The sequence below is a fragment of the Nocardia sp. NPDC050413 genome (assembly GCF_040655475.1).
GTDB classification, from domain to species: Bacteria; Actinomycetota; Actinomycetes; order Mycobacteriales; family Mycobacteriaceae; genus Nocardia; species Nocardia coubleae.
Genome location: NZ_JBFAJZ010000001.1, coordinates 1,011,229 through 1,027,488 on the forward strand (window position 1 = coordinate 1,011,229; position 16,260 = coordinate 1,027,488).

Annotated in this window: 14 protein-coding genes; 8 read left to right on the forward strand and 6 right to left on the reverse strand. The window is 68.0% G+C overall.

The window, feature by feature from the left end; genetic code table 11:
• The first annotated feature begins 90 nt into the window (after positions 1–90).
• On the forward strand, positions 91–1,383 hold the full coding sequence (locus AB0I19_RS04770; RefSeq protein WP_357144470.1) for a glycosyltransferase: 1,293 nt from the start codon (positions 91–93) through the stop codon (positions 1,381–1,383).
• Positions 1,380–2,240, forward strand: a complete 861-nt coding sequence (locus AB0I19_RS04775) for a glycosyltransferase family 2 protein (protein WP_357144473.1) — start codon at positions 1,380–1,382, stop codon at positions 2,238–2,240. The genes AB0I19_RS04770 and AB0I19_RS04775 overlap by 4 nt, the downstream gene beginning before the upstream one ends.
• Before the next feature lie 41 nt (positions 2,241–2,281).
• Here the strand turns inward: AB0I19_RS04775 and AB0I19_RS04780 are convergent, their stop codons facing one another.
• Together AB0I19_RS04780 and AB0I19_RS04785 are read right to left on the reverse strand one after the other, a co-directional pair.
• The gene (locus AB0I19_RS04780) at positions 2,282–3,034 is read right to left on the reverse strand and encodes an ABC transporter permease (protein ID WP_357145125.1); all 753 of its coding nucleotides are present in this window, start codon (positions 3,032–3,034) and stop codon (positions 2,282–2,284) included.
• A 50-nt stretch (positions 3,035–3,084) separates the two neighbouring features.
• Positions 3,085–4,050 (reverse strand): ATP-binding cassette domain-containing protein, encoded by a 966-nt coding sequence (locus AB0I19_RS04785; RefSeq protein WP_357144475.1) that lies wholly within the window; start codon positions 4,048–4,050, stop codon positions 3,085–3,087.
• A 455-nt stretch (positions 4,051–4,505) separates the two neighbouring features.
• Between AB0I19_RS04785 and AB0I19_RS04790 the strand changes: the two genes are divergently transcribed.
• From AB0I19_RS04790 to AB0I19_RS04800, 3 genes are read left to right on the forward strand one after another with little or no spacing between them, the layout of a single operon-like run.
• Positions 4,506–5,936 carry a condensation domain-containing protein gene (locus AB0I19_RS04790; RefSeq protein ID WP_357144478.1) on the forward strand — a complete coding sequence of 477 codons (1,431 nt, stop codon included), beginning with the start codon at positions 4,506–4,508 and terminating at the stop codon, positions 5,934–5,936.
• A gap of 6 nt (positions 5,937–5,942) precedes the next feature.
• On the forward strand, positions 5,943–7,400 hold the full coding sequence (locus AB0I19_RS04795) for a condensation domain-containing protein (RefSeq protein WP_357144481.1): 1,458 nt from the start codon (positions 5,943–5,945) through the stop codon (positions 7,398–7,400).
• Positions 7,381–8,805, forward strand: a complete 1,425-nt coding sequence (locus tag AB0I19_RS04800) for a condensation domain-containing protein (protein WP_357144484.1) — start codon at positions 7,381–7,383, stop codon at positions 8,803–8,805. The genes AB0I19_RS04795 and AB0I19_RS04800 overlap by 20 nt, the downstream gene beginning before the upstream one ends.
• Before the next feature lie 82 nt (positions 8,806–8,887).
• On the opposite strand, the gene AB0I19_RS04805 is transcribed toward AB0I19_RS04800, so the two are convergent.
• Entirely contained in the window at positions 8,888–10,393 is a 1,506-nt protein-coding gene (locus AB0I19_RS04805; protein ID WP_357144487.1) for a hypothetical protein, read from the reverse strand.
• Positions 10,394–10,767: 374 nt separating this feature from the next.
• Here AB0I19_RS04805 and AB0I19_RS04810 point away from each other — a divergent pair, with 374 nt between their 5' ends.
• Positions 10,768–11,289 carry a GNAT family N-acetyltransferase gene (locus tag AB0I19_RS04810; protein WP_357144490.1) on the forward strand — a complete coding sequence of 174 codons (522 nt, stop codon included), beginning with the start codon at positions 10,768–10,770 and terminating at the stop codon, positions 11,287–11,289.
• A 208-nt stretch (positions 11,290–11,497) separates the two neighbouring features.
• On the opposite strand, the gene AB0I19_RS04815 is transcribed toward AB0I19_RS04810, so the two are convergent.
• Both AB0I19_RS04815 and AB0I19_RS04820 read right to left on the reverse strand, forming a co-directional pair.
• Positions 11,498–11,878, reverse strand: a complete 381-nt coding sequence (locus AB0I19_RS04815) for an antibiotic biosynthesis monooxygenase (RefSeq protein WP_357144493.1) — start codon at positions 11,876–11,878, stop codon at positions 11,498–11,500.
• A 48-nt stretch (positions 11,879–11,926) separates the two neighbouring features.
• On the reverse strand, positions 11,927–12,448 hold the full coding sequence (locus AB0I19_RS04820) for a hypothetical protein (protein ID WP_357144496.1): 522 nt from the start codon (positions 12,446–12,448) through the stop codon (positions 11,927–11,929).
• A gap of 206 nt (positions 12,449–12,654) precedes the next feature.
• Between AB0I19_RS04820 and AB0I19_RS04825 the strand changes: the two genes are divergently transcribed.
• The gene (locus AB0I19_RS04825) at positions 12,655–12,945 is read left to right on the forward strand and encodes a hypothetical protein (protein WP_357144498.1); all 291 of its coding nucleotides are present in this window, start codon (positions 12,655–12,657) and stop codon (positions 12,943–12,945) included.
• Positions 12,946–13,002: 57 nt separating this feature from the next.
• On the forward strand, positions 13,003–14,484 hold the full coding sequence (locus tag AB0I19_RS04830; RefSeq protein ID WP_357144501.1) for a phosphatase PAP2 family protein: 1,482 nt from the start codon (positions 13,003–13,005) through the stop codon (positions 14,482–14,484).
• 653 nt (positions 14,485–15,137) lie between these two features.
• Here AB0I19_RS04830 and AB0I19_RS04835 read toward each other — a convergent pair.
• The gene (locus AB0I19_RS04835) at positions 15,138–16,013 is read right to left on the reverse strand and encodes a nitrilase-related carbon-nitrogen hydrolase (RefSeq protein ID WP_357144503.1); all 876 of its coding nucleotides are present in this window, start codon (positions 16,011–16,013) and stop codon (positions 15,138–15,140) included.
• Positions 16,014–16,260 lie beyond the last annotated feature (247 nt).

Below are 16,260 nucleotides of genomic sequence, written 5' to 3' on the forward strand. Positions count from 1 at the left end.
GCACCCGACGCCGCGCTCAACGCGCGTATTCCGCCCGGTCTGGTTACGGTGGCCTTTCTCGACCCTGGTAGCCGTACTGCGAGGAGCTCGATGGAATTCGTACTCGCGTTCACCGGCAGCCGCGGTGACGTGCAGCCCGGTGTGGCGCTCAGTGTGCAATTGCGGGCGCTCGGACATGACGTGACAATGGCCGTCCCGCCTAATCTTGCGGATTTCTGTCGCCGGGCCGGAATTCCGACCCGGGAATTCGGCACGGACACTAAAGAATTGCTCGACTCCGCCTTGGTTTCGGCCGATTTGAAATCGGTCGATCCACTGACCAGACTGCGCGCGCTGGCCGAACTCACTGTTCGCGACGGGCGCCGCGTCCAAACCGAGCTCATGGATCTCACCGGCACCGCGGACGCGCTCATCGGCGGCAGCGTCGGCCAGGAACGACTGCTGAACGTGGCCACCGCGCGCGGGATCCCGTATGTGCCGGTGCACTATTGCCCGCTGCGACGCAACAGCGTCGCCTCGCTCCTGCCGTGGCACAGGACGCCCGGCCTCGCGCATCGACTCAGCTGGGCCGCGCTCGAACATCTCACCTGGCTGGCGACCCGCGCGGCCGAACGCGAACTGGCCACCGACCTCGGATTGGCCCCACCAACCACGCCACCGGCCACCCGCATCACGAACCGCCCGATCCCTGAGCTCCAGGCCTACGATCCCCTCCTGTACCCGGGCCTGGCCGAGGAATGGGGTCCCGACCGGCCGCTGATCGGGTTCCTCGATCTGGCCGCGCGGACCCGCGCGATGATCGGCACCGAGGACACCGACCTCGACGCCTGGCTCGACGCCGGATCACCGCCGCTCTACGTCGGTTTCGGCAGCATGACCATCGCCGACCCGGACCGGCTGGCCGACCTGTTCACCCGGGTCGCCGACGAACTAGACCTGCGGCTGCTGGTCGCGGCGGGCTGGAGCGAGTTCATGGTGGACGCCGCGAGCGACCGGGTACGCGTGGTGCGCACCGTCGATCACGCCGCGGTGCTGCCGCGCTGTGTGGCGGCCGTGCACCACGGTGGCGCGGGATCGACCGCGGCCGCGTTGCGGGCCGGAATCCCCGCGCTGGCCTGCTGGATCGGCGCCGATCAGCCACTGTGGGGGCGCCGCCTCGCGGCACTCGGTGTCGGCACCGGACTGCCCCTCGCGCGCCTGAACAGGGCCACCCTCACTCGTGCGGTGCGCGGGCTGCTGCGACCCGAGCGTCGAGCGGCCGCCCAGCGGGTCGCCGCAGCGATGGTGTCACCCGAGGATGCGGTGCGCGCCGCCGCCGCGCTCGTCGAAGTCTCGGCTCATGCCCCGGTCGGGGTGGGCCCGTCCCGTGGAGGAGTCCGATGAACGCGCCGACACTGTCCGTGGTGATCCCCGCCTTCGACGAGGCGGAGATCATCGGTGAATGCCTGGCTCGGCTCGCCGCCCAGCGCGCACACATCACCGAAGTGGTGGTCGTGGACAACAATTCGACCGACCGCACCCGCGAGATCGTCGCCGAGTACGCCGCGCGCTGGTCCGCGATCCGGCTGCTCACCGAATCCGAGCAGGGCCTCGTCCACGCCCGCAACCGGGGCCTGGACAGCGCGACCGGTGAGCTGTTGGCGCGCATCGACGCCGACACTCTCGTCCCGCCGCACTGGGCCGGCCACATCGTCGACTTCTTCGCCGCCGACGCCGACCACCACTGGGCCGCCGCCTGTGGTCGCGGCCAGGCCTACGACCTGCCCTATGGTGACACCGTCGGTGCCCTGCGTCAGCGCTGGCGGGCCCGAAAGGCCAACCGGGTCAAGGCGGTTCCCGTCCTCTACGGCTCGAACATGATCCTGCGGGCGAGCACGTGGGCCCGCGTCCGCGACCGGGTCACCATGCGCCGCGACATCTTCGAAGACGTCGACACCGGCCTGTGCGTCACCGAGACCGGTGGCCGCAACGCCTTCCTCCCCACCATCACCGTCGGCGTCGCCCCCCGCCGCATGGCCACCGGCACGGTCTCCTTCGCCCGGTACATGGCCTGCCTTCCGCGCACCCTCGTGCTCCACCGCCGCTACGGCCTGGCCCTGGCCGCCGCCACTGTCTACCTTCCCGCCATCATCACCCTGCACGCCGCCCGGCTGGCCCTGCTCCGCCTTCACAACCCGGGAAATGGCCAGTTCACCCCGGCTGAGGTCTGGCACAACCCCAGCGACCGCGTCGCCCCGTGACCACCGCCGCGCTCCGCTCCCGGCGCGTGATCGGCGGCTGGTCAGGCGCGGCGAAGGTAGGCGCGGACGGTGAGTGGAGCCATGATCGCCAGAACGGTGAGGGCGCCGAGCAGCGAGATGCCGATCTCGTGGCCGTAGTGGCCGTCGGCGAGTTCACGAACCGCGGTGACCAGGTGTGAGACCGGGTTGAGCTGGGCGAAGGTCTGCATCCAGGCAGGCATGGTCGAGACGGGGACCAGGGCGTTGGAGACGAAGGTCAGTGGCATCAGGATGAGCATGGACACGCCCTGAACGGTCGAGGGTTTGTCCATCAGGACACCCATCAGGGCGAAGATCCAGCTCAGCGAGAACGCCACCACCAGCACCAGCAGGCAGGCGACGAACAACCCCATCGCGCTGCCGGGGCGGTAGCCCATCGCCAGGCCGACCACCACCGTCATACTCGTGGCGACGGCATAGCGGACCATATCGGCCAGCAGCGAGCCCGCCAGCGGTGCGATCCGGGCGATCGGCAGCGCGCGAAACCGGTCGAACACGCCCTTGTTCATGTCCTCGCGCAGCTTCACCCCGGTGTTCACCGAGGCCGCCACCGCCACCTGCACCAGCACCCCGGGCACCAGAATGGGCAGGTAGTCACCGACCGTGCCCGCGATGGCGCCGCCGAAGATGCTGGAGAACATCACCGTGAACACCACCGGCAGGGCCACGACATCGAACAGCTCCTGCGGATTGTGTTTGATCTTGAGCAGCCCGCGCCGCGCCATCGTCGCCGCGTGATACATCGACTGCGACATCGAGATCCGCCGCGTGCCCACCGGACCTGCGATCCGCTCGGCCGCGGTGCTCACGCGGGCTCCGGGACACGCAGGGCCCCACCCGGTCCCGTGATGGCGAAGAACACCTCGTCCAGACTCGGTGGCGCGAGCCCCAATTCACGCACCTCGATACCGGCCGCGCGCAAGGCCATCAGCAGTTCGGGCAGGGTCGTGGTATCGGCCGCCGAGGCCGTGAGCGTGCCATCGGGGCTGGTGAGCACCGATTCCGCACCCAGGTAGCGGCGGACGAGGGCCTCGGCCGCCGCCAGCTCGACGACGTCGACACGCAGGGTGAGCGCGGCGGCGCCGACGGTGGCCTTGAGTTCGTCGGCGGTGCCGTCGGCGACGACGCGACCGTGGTCGATCACCACGACGCGGTCGGCGAGTTCGTCGGCCTCGTCCAAGTACTGGGTGGTCAACAGCACCGTCGTGCCTGCTCCGACCAGTTCGCGCACGGTCGTCCACATCTGCGCTCTGGTTCGTGGATCCAGGCCGGTCGTCGGTTCGTCGAGGAACAGCAACGGTGGGCGGCCGATCAGGCTGGCCGCCAGGTCGAGTCGACGTCGCATGCCACCGGAGAAGTGCTTGAGCGGCCTGCCCGCGGCTTCCTCGAGACCGAACTCCGCGAGCAGTTCGGCCGAGCGCCGAGCGGCCCGGGCGCCGGGGAAGCCGAGCAGGCGGGCGAAGATGGTCAGGTTCTCGGTGGCGGTGAGGTCCTCGTCGACCGAGGCGTACTGACCGGTGAGCCCGATCAGCGAGCGCACCGCGGTCGCCTCGCGTACCACGTCGTGGCCGAACACCCGGGCGGTGCCCGCGTCGGGGCGCAGCAGGGTCGCGATCATCCGGACCGTTGTCGTCTTGCCCGCGCCATTGGGTCCGAGCACCGCGCACACCGTGCCCGCGGGCACTCGCAGGTCGATACCGTCGACCGCGCGGAACGCGCCGAAAGACTTCGTCAATCCCCTGGTTTCGATCGCCGATTCGAATTCGGCCATCGTCACCTCCTCATCGCCTCGGCGGAATATTCGATGAATGCGTACGGGAACGCGATCGCGCCACTGCGAACTCCCGGCAGCTTATGTTCCACACGAACGTACGGGCAACCGCAAGGTCATGCGGGAGGCCAGAAAAGATCGCCATCACAACGCCGAGAGTTTCCCCCGAAATATCGCGTTCACCGAATCGCGACCCGACGGCAACGTCGAAATTCCCTGCCACGCACCGAATACTGCGATAGCCAGCAGATATATCCGGCCGGAAACATCGTGACGAAGGCCACCACCGCCCGGCAGGAACTATTTTCGGGCAACCCCTACGCTCGTTTCATGCCCGTCACCGGGCACTCGCCATCGGTCCACACGACGTCGACGTTGTGACCCGGTGGGCGAAGCATGGGGATTCACACTGTTTTTCAGCTTTCGGTCAGCAACTATGGTTGGGGCGCGGTCGTATGGAATTCACAGAGCTAGCTGATTATCCGCTGCGCGCGGGCACCGTCATCGAATGGGTTCCGGTCACCGGCCCCTCGGGCGCGTGGCAGCGCGACGAACGGCCACTGAGCCATCTCCACGAGCAGCACTGCGCGCGCTCGACCGCGGACGAGGGCGAGAGTTCGTGGCTCGGCACGGTTTTCGAGATACCGCTGCCCTTCGACGAGGAGTCGGTGCGCGTCACACTGCGGCGCTGGATGGCCCGCCACGATGCCTTTCGCACCACGGCCACCGCCGACGAGCATGCGCCGGGCCGTTTCGCGCGCTATACCTGCCGTGCCGAGGACGTGCACGTCATGCCGCGCCGGGTCGGGCATCTGCGCACCGGAACGCGGGTGTATCAGCACCTCACCCACTATTTCGGGTCGCGCCTGTCGCCCACCCGATGGCCGCACTGTCTGCTCGCCACGGTCAGCGACATCGAGCCGACCGCGCACGACGAGGGGTTCCTGCTGGTGTTCGGCGCCGATCACTCGGTGATGGACGCGTATTCGATGATGTTGGCCATCAGCGAGATCCAGCGTCTCTACCAGGCGGTCCACACCGAGTCGAGCGCCGAACTGCCCGACGTGGGTAGCTATATCGACTTCGGCGCCGAGGATCGAGCACTCGGCGCGGCACTGACCGCGGCCGATCCCGCGGTGCGTGTCTGGCGCCGGTACCTGCGGCACGGCGGCGGCCGGTTCCCAGCGTTCCCGCTGCCGGTCACCTCCCGCACCGGACGCTCCCATCCCGGACTGCACCAGAGTGGACTGTCCTCGTGGGTGCTGACCGCCGAACAGACCGAGCAATTGCAGGCCCGCTGTCGCGGGGCCGGGCATTCGGTGCAGTCGGCGGTGTTCGCCGCGCTGGCCGCGACCCATCGTGTGCTGGTCGGTTCGGAGCCGCTGCGCTGCGCGATGCCGGTGCACACCAGGCACACCGCCGCGCATGTGCACGCCATGGGCTGGTACGTCGGGTTGCTGCCGCTCGAGCTCGACCACGCGGGCGCGGACACCCTCGCCGAGTTGCTCGACCGGACCACCGCCGCCATCGACGCGGTGAAACCCCTGGCCCGGCTGCCGTTTCCGCGGATCGCGGAGTTGCTCGACTGTGCGCAGGTGCCGCGGTTCGTGGTGTCGTATGTCGATGTACGGCACGTGCCCGATGCCACGCGGTGGCAGCAGTGGCAGGTGCGGCCGTTGCGCAGCGGGGAGCAGTCCGACGAGGAGGTCTACTTCTGGATCGCCCGCTCCCCCGGCGGGCTCGCGGTCTCGGCACGGTTCCCCAGCAACGAGGTCGCGACGGCGAACGTGCACCGATTCATCAACACGTTCACCGCGATGCTGTCGACGGTGGCCGCCGAGGGCGCGCTGGTCGACCGGCGCACCGCCGTGATCCCGGCCGGGTGAACGCCGATGATCATCACCGCACTGCGCAACTGGGATCCCGAACCGGGCGAACTGGTGGAGTGGCAGCCCACCGACGCGGCTCTGCGTGCCGCCGCGACAGCAGCGGCCGATCCCGATCCCGGCACCTTCCTGCAGGACAATCACCTGCGCGGCGTGCACGCCCGCGCCCGGTCGGGACAGCCACACACCGCCTACCTCGCGGTCACCACCGAGGTGGACGGCGGGCTGGACGCCACGGCGATGAGTCGCGCGCTGACCCGGTTCGCACGTCGGCATTCCGGGCTGCTGACCTGGTTCGACACCGACGGCGCCACCGTCACCCGGCACAGTGTCGCGCCCGCCCGGATCGACTTCGAGGCGATGACAATAGGCCACACACCCGGCGGTGCCGAGTTCCGTGACCATGCCCTGGTCCGCATCGCGCGCGACGCGGTCGCCACCTCCTGGCCCGGTTTCGTCCTCGGGGCCATCGCCCGCCCCGGCTCGTTCACCCTCTACTACGCCACCGATCACGCGCTCAGCGACGGCGCCTCCCAGGCTCTGGTCCTCACCGAACTCCTCGACTTCTACGGCAACGAGACCACCGCCTGCCCGCTCAGCCCGTTCACCGCCACCCCGGCCGGCGGGTTCCCCGACTACGCCCGCGAGGAGAACGCGCGGGCGCACCAGTTCTCCCCGGCGAGCCCCGAGGTCGCCGAGTGGGTCGAGATCTTCCGAGACCACGACAACGCGATGCCGAGGTTCGCCCTCGACCTGGGTCTCACGCCCGGCGCCACCGCACCCATGCACGGCATCGAGTTCGATGTACTCGACCGTGCCGGCTCGGCCGCGTTCGCCGAGGTCTGTCGCGCGGCGGGTGGCCGCTACGTGGCCGGGGTCCTCGCCGCGGTGGCGATCACCGATCTCGAGCTCGCCGGGCGCACCGACTACTACGGCATGACCGTGCTCAGCACCCGGGGGGTCGGGGAGTTCCTGCTCACTCAGGGCTGGTTGTGCAATTTCGCCCCGGTGACCTTCTCGCTGGCCGGATGCGCCTCGTTCACCGAGGTGGTCGGCCGCGCGAACGCCGCCTACGACCGGGCCATCCGCCTGTCCACCGTGCCGCTGTCCGCAGTGCTCACCGCACTCCTGTCCGCCGGTGCCGATCCGGCAGCGGTGACGGCGAGTCCGAACATGCTGTCCTACCTGGACTTCCGGCGATTCCCCGGCGCCGGGACCGCACCGTACGAGCGCGGCATGCTGTTCACCGGGGAGGGTGAGACCGCGAACGCCTCGATGTGGTTCAACCGCGACGCCGAGCACCTCTACCTCGGCTGCCAGAGCCCCGCGACCCCGTTCGCCCAGCACCAGCTCGCGCGTTATCACGCCCATCTGCGATCGGTGTTCGACGCCGTGGCCACCGACGGCGACCGCGGCCTCGAGGCCGACGACCGGGAGGTGGCGGTTGCGCGTCACCACGGTTGACCACTACTCCCCCGCGCCCGGCACCTTCGTGCACTGGCGGGTCCGCGACGACGGCGACGCGCACGAGTCGCCGATCCCGCCCTCGTTCAACCAGCTCGTCCATCTCGCCGGAGCGGAAGCCGGAAGCACGTGGCTGGCCGCGGCTTTCGATGTCGACGGTCCACTGGATCGCGCGGCGCTGGCCGCGGCCTATCGCGCGCTGATCGTCCGGCACGGCACCCTGCGCAGTTCCTTCACCGCAACCCCGAGCGGACCTCGCCGGGTCCTGCGTTCGGCAACCGTCCGCCTCGACGAGCAGCCCGACGCCACGCCCAGATCGAGTTCCGCGCTGCGTGACACGATCTGGCGGCACTGCAACGACCGGTGCGCACCCTTCGCCGACCGCGCCTATCTCCTCGCCGCGATCGACCGCCCCGACACCGCTACCGTCGTGTGCGCCTTCGACCACGCCCATGTCGACGCTCATTCGATCGCGATCGTCATCGACGAACTGCGCCTGCTCTACCACGGCGCCGCCCCCGAAACCCTGCCGCCGGTCGGCGATTTCGTCGATCACTGCGCGCGACCCACCACGTTCGACCCCGCCGATCCGCGCCTGCGCGGCTGGCGGGAGTTCTTCGGCGATCAGGGCGTGGTACCACCGTCGTTCCCGCTCGACCTGGGGCTCGCGCCGGGCCGATCCGCGCCCCAAGCCGTGAGCTTGCGTCAGGTGCTCACCGCCGAGGAGGCCGAGGCCTTCGAAAGCTGGTGCCGGGGCAACGACGCGGGATTCTTCGCCGGTCTGCTGGCGACGCTGGCGCACGGGGTGCGCGCCGCGGGCGGTGGCGACCGGACCCGGCTGCTCTTTCCGATGCACACCAGGTACGAACCGCGATGGGAGCGGGCGGTCGGCTGGTTCACCACCAATGCTCCGCTCGCCATCGACGCCTCCGGCACCCTCGCCGACACCGTGCGCCGCGCCCAGCCCGCGGTCCGTACCGCCATCGAGATCGGCGCGCTCCCCCTCGCCGAAACCTTGCACGCGCTGGGGGGATTGCGCCCGCGACGGCACGACATCTTCATGGTGTCCTACCTCGACTACCGGCGCCTTCCCGGCGCACGAGCGCGCGGCGCCACCCACATCTCCAACACCGGCACCACCGACGACGTGCAGATCTGGTTCTCCCGCACCGAGGACGGCTTGGCGCTGCGTGTCCGTTATCCGGCCACGCCGCTTGCCCGCGCGGTGATGCCGTCCTTCCTGGCCGAGGTCGAACAGATCCTCCGTTCCCACGTAGGTGCAGGCCGATCGCGGGTCCGCGAAGAGCCCGCTGCGCAGCGGTTGAGCGACCGCGTCGTCCCACCGGCGCAATTGTGCCGGGATGCCGAGAGGTTCGGGGAGGTGTCGATCGAGCTGTTTCCGTAGCATGGCCAGGCCGATCGACCACCCCGGCCTTTCGGCGAAGAGGGCAGAGCAGGCGGCGTGGGCCCTGTTTCGGGGTCTTCGGTCATCCTTGTGCCGTTCCCGTGGACCAGGTGATCGCTCCTCCGTCGTTGCGGTAGAGCACCAGATTGCCGGTGTCCTCCAGGACCAACGTCGACGGGCCGATGGTCCACGTCCTCGACGACCACGCCGCGGCCCCGCTTCCGGTGTACAGGACCAGGTTGCCGTCGTTCTGGTTGACCAGAGTCTCTCCGTTCGTCGTCGCGGTGGACCACAGCACTTCACCGCTGGTCCGATACAGCACCAGGTTGCCATCACCCTGTAGCCACAGCTCGTAGAGTCCGTTGCGGGACCGGAGCGCGGACGCGCAGGGCAGGGTCGCCCCCGCTGCCAACCGCTCGGGCCAACTCGGGACCGGCGTGACACCGTCACCACGCAGGGCCGCGCTGACATCGGCGGTGATCGGTTCCTTGCTCGCCATCGTGGTGGTGACCAGGCCGAAGTGACACTCGGGATCATCGGCGGCGGCGCAGCGATCACGGTAGGAGTACACGATCAGCGGACCCGCGTATGGCAGCGCACGCCACATCCGGACGCCCTGCACGAGGTACTCGCCAACAGTACTCGCGCTCGGGATGGCCGCGAGTCCGGCTGTCGGATAGCCGAATTCGGTAGCCCACACCTTCTTCGCGGTGTCGCCGTGGCGAACCATCACCGAGTGCACCAGGGCGAGCTCACCACACGGCGTGGCCTCCGAAGGTGGCCCGAACATATTCCACCAACGATTGACGCATTCGGGATCGGCAGGGCCTTTGCCCGAGTTCCACGCCGGATACGGGTGGTGCGCGACGGCATCGAAATAGCCGCGATACCCACGGCTGTACGCCCAATCCAACCAGACCGACGGCGCGTTCGGATTGGTCCCACCCTGCACCGTCCCCGCCCCCGACGCCCCGGCCAGAACAACACACCCGGGACACCGCGCCTTCACCCGCGGGTAGGCGAGTTTGACGAGCTGCCAGTAACGCGCTTTGCGGTCGCCGACGAAGTTGGCGAAGTTCACGAAGTTCGGTTCGTTCCAGATCTCGTATGCCTGGACCTTGCCGCCGAAGTGCGCGACCGTGCGATCCACGATCGAGGTCCAGTCCTGGTCGCGGATCGGGAACCATTTGTCGCCGCTGTGACCACCGTTCGCCCACGGCGGCGCGTAGGCGAGAACGAGCAGAACCCGCATTCCGCGGGCGGCGGCGGCATCCACGACCGGGTCCAGCCGGTCCCACCGCAACGGCGCCCCACGAGCCGGTTCGACCGACCACCAGTCGAGGTCGAGGCGCAGCATCGGAACCTTGGGCGCCACCGCGGACTGCATGGCGGGCAGGCGCCGCACGATGTCCGCACCGTCACCTGAGCCTTCCGCGAAGCCGACGTCGGAGGACGCGTAGGAATCGGCGGGCGCTGCCATCGTCGGACCGGGCACAGCCGCCATCACCGACAGCGTGCTCGCGACCAACGCCAGCACCGTATTTCCGACGCGAATTCGTCCGAGCAGGGCGAGAATCGATATCTTCATCCAGAAGGCCCTTCTGTATGAAATCTTCGCGATCGATGCGTGTGCTGTAGTGTGCGCCGACTCCCGCAAAGGCCCCCGATGACACGCCGTCAACGAGGTTTCGTCGCCCAGTCCGGTCTTCGCCCTCGGTTTCGACCCTGATTGCCGATCAGCCTGCTGTTCCCCGACGCAGCCGTCGAACCGCAGGTACAACCCGGGGTAGGTGGAGCCGACCATGGCCAGCCCGGATTCGGGTCTGCACGGCAGGGGCGCGACTACGGTGTGAGCTCAGCGACCTTCGGCGGACACGATCAGGCCTGCGTCCGGATCTACAGAGCAGTCGCGAATGCGCCAGTGACACAACACCGTCGAATACGGTTGCTCATGTTTCCCATGTGGCGCATCGCGTATGTCAGGACGGCGCTTCAACAAATGCCCTGGCGTGTCGCCGTTCGCGGGTTGGCGAGTTGGATCGCGACGGTCTCGGCCGTGGCGGTGGTTGTCGCACTCGCGGCCACGGTCGATGCGGAGATGCTTGCAGCGAACAGGTTGACGCAACATCATACCCGGGGAATGGTGAAATCCGTCGAGCAGGGACGCCCGGAACCAGGCTCCTCGTACTCGAAACGCGGTCGGACGACGCCCTGATAGGTGGCGCGAACGTGGACCCCGATGACAACGACGCATCATCGCGAACTCTCGGCTGGTGGATCGGATCACAGGACCGGCGCGCCGGTTACGCGAGCGAAGCGGTGGCCGCGTTGGTCGAAGCTATCCACAACGCCGGATTCGCCACCGTCGAGATCGGTACGAACGAGTCGAATCTCGCGGTGCAGCGCATCTCTCCGCCCGCATCGGTGCGACGGAAAAGGACCGTCGAGCGCAGACGTTGCCGAACGGATCGGTCATCCCGGTGATCTGGTACGAGCACCGACAACTGACGGCGGTATCCGATGCGACACACATTGATCACACAGAAATGACGGGATCAACGGGAAATGACAGGAAGCGACGAGAACACCGAGTCGAGTACGGAATCGCCCGATGTTCCCGAACACACCCAGCGCGTCGCGCGCAACGATGTCATTCTGCGCGCATCCGACACACAAGGACCGGTTCCCCATCTCAGTAGTCGTGGACAGGAGGAACAAGCTCCAAAGAGCGAGCCCATTCGTACTCGCGCTCAACATGGCATATCCGCGCCCTGTACCCCAGGTAAAACCGTTCGCGGCCGACGCGTTGAGCTGCCACGTGCTCGATGTCCTCCCGCCAGTTGCGCAAGGCATCGAGATCGCGCCAGTACGACACGGTGATCCCACAGTGCTCGTCTCGCGCGAACTCCATCCCCAGATACCCATCGATCCGCACAGCGAGGTCAGCCATTCGTGCCGCCGCCTCCTCATACCCAGCCAAATCCACCGGGTCGTCCGACAAAGCCGTGGTGAGGATCGCGGCGATATACGGCGGCACAGTGCCATGAACAAACGGCAGCGCACTCCACGACATCATGAGTCCTTTCACCGCCCTGCCCCCACCGTGGCGACACGACGAAGTTCAGTCGGGCAGACAGCGGATCGGGACAGCGCGCTCGATCCCAGCTGCCTCGAGTTCATCGAGGGTGAACACCTGGTTCGCTCGGTCACCGAGTAGACCGCCCAGGAGCAGGTCGAGCAATTCGCGATGCTTGGCTCGCGAGGCGTCCACTGCCGCACGCAGTTCGAACACGAACTCCCGGTGCGCTCCACCGATTCCGAGGTGGTCCAGCTCTTTCAGCAAAGCTCCCGCCACGAGGTAACCGTCCCACGGGGTTCCGGTGCGCTGCAACGACTCCACAGTGTCGAGCAGCAAGCCGTGCACATACTGGTTCCGGCCGCGGCCGACACTCTGGCGTGAGGTCGGCAGATCCAGGTCGAACAACCCGCACAGCCCATCGAAGTAGGCGCGGCGTTCTGCGGCCATCCACCGCGGATTGCGTTCGTCGGTAACGACATCGACATAAGCATCACGAAGCTCACCCACCCCGAACCGCGTCGGCGGGTTCGGTACCAAGCTCGCGTAGTCCTCATCCGGCGACACCATGCCATTGTCGTGGAACCACCTCACTGCCGCGATACGAACGACGATCAAGGTGTCGGACCCCGGCATTCGACCGCCACCTCGGTCGGTGCTCGGCGACCTTCTGCGGGCACGATCGGCCTGGGCACGGATCACAGAAAAGTCGCGAAGGTGCGAGTGAGGCAACACCATCGAATACTGTTAGCTCATACTTCCCATGTGGCGCATTGCGTTCGGAAGCGGCCTTCGAGGCGCTCGACGAACCGCTGTCCCATGACGCGGGCATGGTCGAGCATCTGTCCGCCGCCGAGATCGGGGCGCGGACGAGTCAGGCCAGGCCCACGGCCTCCGCAAGTTTCGTGACCCCGTGTCCGACAGAGCTCACGATCCTTGTGCCGAGCCAAGAGGTGAGCCGCGACATTCTGAACTTCATGGACGCTCTCGGCACAAAGGAGATCCACGGCCTCGACCCGTCCTGCGGTCTCCAGCCCCTCTGCGCCGCGGCAGTCGGTGCGTAAACGCACCGGCGCGGTCAATCCCGTCTGACGACCGGGTGAGAAGGTACTTTCAAGACTATGCCCGGTCCGGTGCCGCTTCCCCTCCGAACCCTCCACGAGGGACTCAGCGATCTCGACCGTCGGTTGTTCGACGCCGTGGCGGATTCCCCCAGCCCACTGCTCGACCTCACCATGCGCCCGTTGTCCGCGGCGGCTGACCACTCGAAACTGTGGATGGTCATCGCCGCCGGACTCGGCCTGGGTGGTTTGTCCTCGCGTCGCGGCGCGGTGCGCGGGCTCGGGTCCATCGCTGTCACGAGCCTTGTCGTGAACCAGGGACTCAAGCGGATATATCCCCGCATCCGCCCCGTTTTCGACACCGTGCCCCGCGCACGTGCCCGGCATCAGCCCACCTCCACATCGTTCCCATCCGGGCACGCCGCGGTGGCGGCTGCGTTCGCCGTCGGCGTCGGGTTGGAGAACCGCACCGCCGGATACCTGTTGACGGGTCTCGCCGGGGCGGTCGGCCTATCCCGAGTCGCCACCGGCGCGCACTATCCCGGTGACGTGCTCGCGGGCTTCGCCGTCGGCGCGGGGATCGCGATCGCCGGCGCGAAACTTGTGCCGCCGGTCGACGACAGCCGCATCATGATTCCGCCGCCGACCGTCGAGCGGATCGCGACCGACCCCGACGGCGCGGGGCTGGTCGTCGTACTCAACTCCGCCTCCGGCGACGGCACCGGCGCACGCGTCGCACAGCAGATCCGTAAGGAGCTCCCGAAGGCCGAGATCATCGAGCTCGCCAAGGACTGCGACATCGACGCGGTGGCCGCGCAGGCCGCGCAGCGGGCCGATTTCCTCGGGGTGGCGGGCGGCGACGGCACCGTCGCGACCCTTGCCGCGCACGCGGTCGCGACGGGCAAGCCGCTCGCGGTGTTTCCGGCGGGCACGTTCAACCACTTCGCGAAAGACGTCGGTTGCGACACCGTTCCCGCGGTAGTGGAATCGATCCGGCAGGGCCGGGTCGCCCGCGTCGACGTGGTGTGGCTGAACGACAGCACGCTCCTGCTCAACACGGCCAGCATCGGCGCCTACCCCGAATTCGTCCGCACCAGAACGCGATATCAGCGGCGCCGGATCGGGCGGGTGACAGCAACCATCCGGGCGCTGCGCAAGGTGCTGCGCCACACCTCGCCGGTGAAGGTTTGCATCGAGGGCCGCCCCGCCACGGTGTCGTTCTTCTTCCTCGGCAATTCCATGTACGGCGCACCGAGCTTCGTGCCGGGCCGCCGGTCGCGCCTCGACGACGGTGTGCTCGATGTGCGCTATCTCGAGGACGGTCACCGATTCGCGACGGTGCGGCTATTGCTGTCGTGGATCAGCGGGCGGATGCGCAACTCCAAGGTGTACCGGGAGCTGCAGGCGCCTGTCGTCACGATCGAGGCCGACGAGCCGTTCCGTGTGGCCCACGACGGCGAGTCCGGGTCGCTGCACAAGCGGGCACGCTTCCGGGTGGCCTATCGAGAGCTGCGCGTATTCGGTGCCAGCCTCACCGAATGACCGTGTAGTCCGCGTGATCGCCGATCGGCCCGACTCGCGACCTCGTCGGGCGATCCCGCTGTTGTGGAGTAGAACCCCTCCCTACCGGATGACCGAACGGATACCGAAACCACGCTTCAATTCGGAGTCGAGATCGATGCGAGCGTTCATCTCGCGTCGGGCAAGGTCATCGGCCGAGTGGTCCTGGTGGCAGGGTGGCGCGAAGAACTTCTTCATCCGGCTCGTACCGACCTCAGTGACCGGTCGCAGATTTGCCGTTGCCGAACCCGCAGCTTGGCGGACTCCCCTTTCCGATGCACGACGATCTCCGATGGAGTAGAACGCTCGCGGGCACCACCGGGACCATGCCGACCAACCGATCCTCGCCACGGCTACTAGCGAAACTCCCCTCGGCGGATGGCAACTCCGAATCGGGGTCGATTGACAGCAGCACAGCGACCTCCCCGATCGACTGGCCTCGCGGGTTCATCGGGCCGGTCTCGCGCACCGATCTCTACCCCTGTGCCAATGTCACCCACCGCATCGATGGAGGGCGCTGCAGTCCGACCCGGAAGTATCGGTATCCGTCGGTCCCATCCGCGGGCCGACCATGACACTTCCTAGTGGTCGTCGTCGCACCGAGGCGCTAAAACCGTGGGGTGTGTCGCGGAGTTTCAGGCGAGCGCGCGGTCGGCGCACGGCAAGGCAGGGCGATAGCGCGCAGTGGCGACGATGAGGTCGGCGACGAGCAGCCCTTCCTGGTCGGGATTCATCGGGATCGCGAGGTCGTGACCGTCGGGGCCGAGGATCCGGGCGACACCGCTGCCTCCGTGCAGCACGTCGGCGCGGCCCTCCGCCGCGGCCCGCCATCCGCGCACCGGGACTACCGCGGTCGGTGCCAGCAGGTAGCTGCCAGCTGCCCGCGCGTACCGGCGGCTGGCAGCGGTGCTCAGTTCCGCCGCGTCGATCCGGGTGTCACCGCGGCAGAACGTGAATCCGGGCCAGAACGCCAGATGGATGTGTTCGCCCGCCCGCTGCATCGCCTCGCACGCGCCGGACAGGAAATGGTCGGCGCCACCGAGCGCCCCGATCGTGCCGAGTGCGGTCTCACGCAGCAGCGCGGGCCCGTCCGCCGTGCCGAACACGCTGCGTTCCAGGGCGGTGGGCAGCATCTTGCGGGAGACGGTGATGTCGCCCTGATCGTCGATCAGCGCCTGGGACATGAACACGCGGTTCCCGGCTCGCTCGGAGAAGCCGAGTCCGACGTGGATGCCTCGGCGGCGTGCGGCGTAGCGGATCGCGCGCAGCTCGGGGCCGTCGACGGTCATCGAATTGGCGTGGTACCTGGCGAGGATGTCGCCGTCCCACTCGACCGCGCGCAACCACATCCACCATGGGAAACCGGGTATGAACGTCTCGGGGAAGGCGACCAACCGGGCACCCTGCTCCGACGCCGCCTCGATCAACGTGATGACCTGGTCGACGCCGGCGGACACATCCAGCCACCGAGGCTCGGCCTGTACAGCCGCCACTCGAACCCTGCTCGTCATCGTCTCTCCTCGATCCAGCTGTGACACCTTCACGAGAAAGGACACGGGGCACCGCCGGTCCTCACGCACCGACAGCTGAGATCACAGTCACCGAGTCCGCCGCCACCGCACAACCGAGTTCCGCAAGTCCTGATCGCGGCCCTTTCGAGGACGTCGAGAATGGACGCGGGCGCGCGCCACTCGATCGACGGATCGGCGTGTACTCCCGCACGGACCGCGGCTGCGAAAGATTCCATCTGAACCAGAG